The following is a 5,219-nucleotide window of genomic DNA, read 5'->3' as shown; positions in this document are numbered from 1 at the left end:
GAATAGCAGCGGGGGCAAAGTAAATGACGGCGATAACAAGGCCGTATGCGCCAGCGTCTACGGCGGTCGAGATGTTGCCGTGACGATAGAAGAGAACGAATAGACAGGCGAATACAGCGGCAGCGCTGACATCTAGCCATGCGGCTTTACGTGCAGATTGGGTGCTCTGTCCCATGCGGCCTAACGCCTGAATTAAGCCGAGCCGCGAAGCGGCTTCGGCTTGAATGAATTGTTAGGCCTTGGCCAGCGGATCTACCAAGTACCAGATGAGCGCAGCTGCGGCGGTGGCGGGTGGAACGAACAACCATGCAATTGCCTCTCCCTTGCGCTTGGGCGACAGGGAGGTCCAACGGCTTCGATAGTCTTCGACACAAAACATGGTTATGCCAAACAAGAAAGGTGTGAATGACGCCAGCCGAAGGTAGTTTGGAAGGCTCTCGAAGCGCACTAACGCCCAGGCGACGAGACCGCCGCCAATAAGAGCTAGCGCCAGACCAAGACGACGGATTGTTTTAGCGATTCTTTCCAAGGTCGATTCCAAGGCCTAACGCCTGAATTAAGCCGAGCCGCGAAGCGGCTTCGGCTTGAATGAATTGTTAGGGCTCAACCGTGACATCTGAGAACCCGGCAGCCCGAAGTACTTGCGCGACCTTGCCAACGATGGGGTCAGAGGCGGCCGTCTTGTTCTTGCCAAGGAGCTTCTGCGTGAAAGTGCGGTAGCGCTCAAGCATGACGTGCCACTCGCCATAGTTGGGACGGCTTGGATCCTCCTCCGAATTGCCTGCCACGCACATGAGGTAGGAGATGCCCTGGTGCTCGGCCTGGTTGGCCCAGCCAAAGTCCTCCATGCAAATAACGTCTGCAGGAACGCCGGCCTCAGATAGCGCAGATACAAGCCATTTGGAGAAGTCCTCCCCAAAGCAGCAATCATTGATGAAGTCAGCCCCGACCACAGACAGGTTGAAGCGGTCGGTCTTGCAGGTGATGTCTACGATCACGAGGCCCTCCCCATTGAGCCCTAACGCCTGAATTAAGCCGAGCCGCGAAGCGGCTTCGGCTTGAATGAATTGTTAGGCCTCATTTGCCTGCCGGTTGGACTTGGACGGTGGATGTACGCCCACCCAGCTCAATAATCTCGTCAGCAGTCAAACCAGACACTTTGTCCTTGATCCTGGCAATGCCGAGACTCTGGAGCTCGGGGTTGCGAACTACCTCGTAGGCAGAATTAACTCCAGCCATGTTGATTTGCAGCATGGCGATGAGAAGCTTCTGCTTCTTCTTCGGGGTTGCCATCTCGGTCATCTTTTGCCAGCTAGATTCCGCCGCCGCGTCTGAGGAAGCATCAAGACGAATGGGCTCATTGGCGTGGGCGGTGCCGATAGCAAGAACGCCTACCAGGAACGCTGTCGCAAGTTTCTGCTTCATTGAATCTCCATGAAAGTTGGTATGAGGCCTAACGCCTGAATTAAGCCGAGCCGCGAAGCGGCTTCGGCTTGAATGAATTGTTAGGGCTCAGCTTACGACCAATGAGCCACCCAGCAAGGCCTCCTAGAAGCACGACTAGCCACCCGACAAAGACAAGAGCCGCCAGTACGAGGGCGGGATGGGCAACAGCACAACAGGCCACAAGCGCCAAGAGAGCTGCAGTGAGTCCTCGCCAGAAGCCGAAGCCGCGCGGCCTCGTGAAGTGACTAAGTAGCCAGGCCGTAGCCGCGGAGAAGACCGCCGCCAAGAGCGGCATGACATGCCAAATGTGCGGGCCGAAGGTGTTGTCTGAGATGTTGAAGCCCCAGAAGACCCAAGTGATGGGCAACGACGCGGAAAAGCTGGCCAGGCCGAACTGAGTGCTTGGCTGACGGAAGAATGTCATGAGCCCCAACGCCTGAATTAAGCCGAGCCGCGAAGCGGCTTCGGCTTGAATGAATTGTTAGGCGCGCCCGGTCTTTTAAGCACGAGCCGCAAGAGCCATGCGGCAATGGGAAGAGCGAAGAGCTCAGGCAGCCAGCCGAGAGCAACCGCGCCAGCGTACTGGGCGAACGACATGGGGTTCTCAATTAGGCCCCAGTTGAGCCAGACAAATCCCGGCCCGATGGCCAGCAACAAGTAAAGCCACAGTCTGCTTGGACGAAGCCTCAACAGAGCCAACGCCGCTGGTAAGGACAGCACGATGCTTATAAGAAAGCTGAAGAAAAACATCGCTATATAGAATGCGTTTCCCTGGAGCCCAAGGTCCAAGAGCCATCGTGTATGGGGCGAGTACGCCGCGATATAGGCCCAGCAAAAGAGCAAAAAGTAGGTCTGGGCCAGTCCGACAAGAACCGCGACCGTAGCCGATACGGGAAGTGCTTTTAGCTTCATGCCGAAAATCCTCCTGCGCGTCTAACGCCTGAATTAAGCCGAGCCGCGAAGCGGCTTCGGCTTGAATGAATTGTTAGCCATTAACCGTGATGGTTTCCAGCGCTTTCAGGAAGCCTTGATGCTCGGTTCCATAGCAATCCGGCGATCCGACCGTGATTACAAACACCGTGCGAGTTGTTGTGACCTGACCGGTGGAGACGCACTGATAGGCAGCACCCATAAATGGGACAAAACCCGCGCTGCCGGGCTTGGCCGAATAGCTGACATAGGTGGCAGTCCACCCGGCGCCTTTCACCTGACTGGGTGCAGCATCCGGGTTTGCCGCGCCTGGGCGGTATTGAGTGGCACTTTGGAGTGCCAGTTCCTTCATCTCGTCGTCGGTGCGCACGGGCGCGGGCTGGCCATCCATGCTGAGCGGGATGCCCGTGATAGCGATGCGCATGCTTCCCGTATCAATCCTGTAATTGGACGCACCGGGTATAGGCATGGGATATGCGCGAAGCTTCAACCCTTTCGGCAAGGTGATCTGAACATTGGGTTCAAGCTTTTGGCTGCCGTTGTTGGAGCTACCGAAGAGACCAGCATTGGCCAAGGCTGGCACCATGAGAAGAGTCAAAGCTGCGGTTTTGAAACGAGTCGCCATAAATCCCCTTTGATGGCTAACGCCTGAGTTAAGCCGCGCCGCGAAGCGGCGTCGGCTTGGACGAATTGTTAGGTGGCGTTGTGGGTTTGCCGGCGCAGCTAGGATCCGGAAATGCACCGGAGTCCTTCGGCACTACCTTCAGAGCCCAATGTTGGCGCAGCTGCGTGGTAACACGCTCTGAAAATGCTCGGGCCTCTCTCGTGTTTGGACCGAAACCGACCGAAACGTCGTATGTGTTGAGGCCCATGTTGCCAGCTGTGAGGCCGTAGCCACTGGCTTCAATGCCAACGTTGACTAAGTTACCGTCCAAGTGCAGATGGCTTTCAGTCTGATTGAGGGATTTGAGGTCTCGCATGGTCGCCTCGCCACTATCGATGTAACGCATGTGTTCCTCACGCGCGATTTTCTGCAGCGTTGTTTTCAACGTGTTCATGCCTCGAGCGTCGGCGACGCAGAGTTGAACCTGTAGAAAGGGATCTTCTCCCCGCGCGCACGATGACAACAGTAGGGCCATACAAACGATGCATGCGTGATAAGAACGACGCTTGCGAAGAAGTTTCATCAGCCACCTAACGCCTGAATTAAGCCGAGCCGCGAAGCGGCTTCGGCTTGAATGAATTGTTAGGCACCATCGAAACGGTACCCACCGGAAACGTCTCCATCCCAGGTGCCCGCTGGGCTCCACACATGCAGGCGCCAAGGGTGATCGCCCTTGGACCAGAGCTCAGCATCAACCGGAACGCCACTGGACAGAATTATTTCCGAATCTAGGGAGACGGACCATTCTTCGCCAGGGCCGGGGCATACAAACGTAGTCCAGAAGCCCTCTGCGTCGAACTCCCGTGCATGCACCCGTAACGCAGGAACCAAGGACCGCATCTCAGGCAGGTGAAACGAGAGCTCCTCGACGAGATCCGATTCGAACGTTGTGGGAGTGCTCGGCATGGTGCCTAACGCCTGAATTAAGCCGAGCCGCGAAGCGGCTTCGGCTTGAATGAATTGTTAGGTGCCCACCCGCGACCGCGCAAGGGCGACCAAGTGGGATCCGCAATGATCACAAACGGTCGCGCCTCGAGGATGCGTGTACTTTCCGACGGGATGAGGCGGCTCATTGCAGCGTGGGCACATAAGGATTGAGGCCCAGAATATTCGCAGAATAAAGAAATAGCAGACGCAACCAAAAAGCAGCATAGGAATATAGGCGGCTGGATTGGTGCCAAAGCCTAAAAGCGCAATGGTGGTAATGGCAGCCACGCCGAGTGCGCGTGTCATGTTCCGGCGCAGAGCCTGGTCGTATCGATCACATCGATCCCGCCAAGTGCTTATGACCTGAGGTTCGGAGATGGCGGAACTTTCCATGGGCACCTAACGCCTGAATTAAGCCGAGCCGCGAAGCGGCTTCGGCTTGAATGAATTGTTAGGCCGCAGGGTAGCAGCGCTGATGCCAGACGCGGTAGGCGGTATATGTCACCGCTCCCTGGGCCAGAATGAAGAAAGCGGCTACGGCCACGACAAACAGCGGCCAGAAGAAATCAATAAGCCATGGGGTGAGAAGCCAAGCGAATCCCAAGGTAAGTGGAACGCCGGCAAAGAAGCCGATCACAATGCATGCAAGCGCCGCGGCCTCGCCGATGCCCGTCTCCTCGGAAAAGCCAGGAGGGAACTGAGCATGTGGGCTCGAGTTGCGAAGGAACAGCCAGAATGCTTTGCGAAATGAGAGTGGATGGGTCACTGCGGCCTAACGCCTGAATTAAGCCGAGCCGCGAAGCGGCTTCGGCTTGAATGAATTGTTAGGCCCGCCGACGGCGAGCCACGAAGTAAGCGATTGTTTGGTGAATCAGCCACGGGAGCAAGCCAAAGAAGGCCGTGCTAATAACGACAGCACCGACAAGCGCTATCAGCGCATACGCCAGGAATGTCGGGGCAAACCGAACGACCAATGCAGGACCATGATCGTCGTTACCAGCATCAAACACAGAAAAGACAATCAGCAGAGTCGCCGGAAGAGCGCCGAGGATGGCCCCGACGACAGATGTGCTGATCAGTGTTTGTTTGAGTTGCGATGCCATTGGGTGCGGGCCTAACGCCTGAATTAAGCCGAGCCGCGAAGCGGCTTCGGCTTGAATGAATTGTTAGGCCCCAACTCCCCCAGCAGCCAAGCCGCGAGCTGTCGCGGCCCGCGACGGTTGTCGTTGGCTGTATTGGCCCTGTATTGGCC

Annotated in this window: 8 protein-coding genes; all 8 read right to left on the bottom strand. The window is 56.7% G+C overall.

Annotated elements, in window-relative coordinates:
* Positions 1-232: 232 nt before the first annotated feature.
* Complete coding sequence (locus ACXJJ9_RS16540) at positions 233-541, bottom strand: hypothetical protein (RefSeq protein WP_457098183.1); 309 nt, start codon at positions 539-541, stop codon at positions 233-235.
* Between the two features lie 55 nt (positions 542-596).
* Positions 597-998: a hypothetical protein gene (locus ACXJJ9_RS16535; RefSeq protein ID WP_457098182.1), complete on the bottom strand. Its 402-nt coding sequence runs from the start codon at positions 996-998 to the stop codon at positions 597-599.
* 79 nt (positions 999-1,077) lie between these two features.
* Positions 1,078-1,425 (bottom strand): hypothetical protein, encoded by a 348-nt coding sequence (locus ACXJJ9_RS16530; RefSeq protein ID WP_457098181.1) that lies wholly within the window; start codon positions 1,423-1,425, stop codon positions 1,078-1,080.
* Between the two features lie 462 nt (positions 1,426-1,887).
* Entirely contained in the window at positions 1,888-2,358 is a 471-nt protein-coding gene (locus ACXJJ9_RS16525; protein WP_457098180.1) for a hypothetical protein, read from the bottom strand.
* 73 nt (positions 2,359-2,431) lie between these two features.
* A complete protein-coding gene (locus ACXJJ9_RS16520) occupies positions 2,432-3,001 on the bottom strand; it encodes a hypothetical protein (RefSeq protein ID WP_457098179.1) in 570 nt (189 codons plus the stop codon).
* A gap of 28 nt (positions 3,002-3,029) precedes the next feature.
* Positions 3,030-3,434, bottom strand: coding sequence for a hypothetical protein (locus ACXJJ9_RS16515; protein ID WP_457098178.1), 405 nt, complete (start codon positions 3,432-3,434; stop codon positions 3,030-3,032).
* 984 nt (positions 3,435-4,418) lie between these two features.
* Positions 4,419-4,733 (bottom strand): hypothetical protein, encoded by a 315-nt coding sequence (locus ACXJJ9_RS16510; RefSeq protein WP_457098177.1) that lies wholly within the window; start codon positions 4,731-4,733, stop codon positions 4,419-4,421.
* A 58-nt stretch (positions 4,734-4,791) separates the two neighbouring features.
* Positions 4,792-5,070 carry a hypothetical protein gene (locus ACXJJ9_RS16505; protein WP_457098176.1) on the bottom strand — a complete coding sequence of 93 codons (279 nt, stop codon included), beginning with the start codon at positions 5,068-5,070 and terminating at the stop codon, positions 4,792-4,794.
* Positions 5,071-5,219 lie beyond the last annotated feature (149 nt).

Source organism: Lysobacter sp. P5_B9, assembly GCF_054049835.1.
This window is presented reverse-complemented; position numbering and strand designations above follow the sequence as displayed.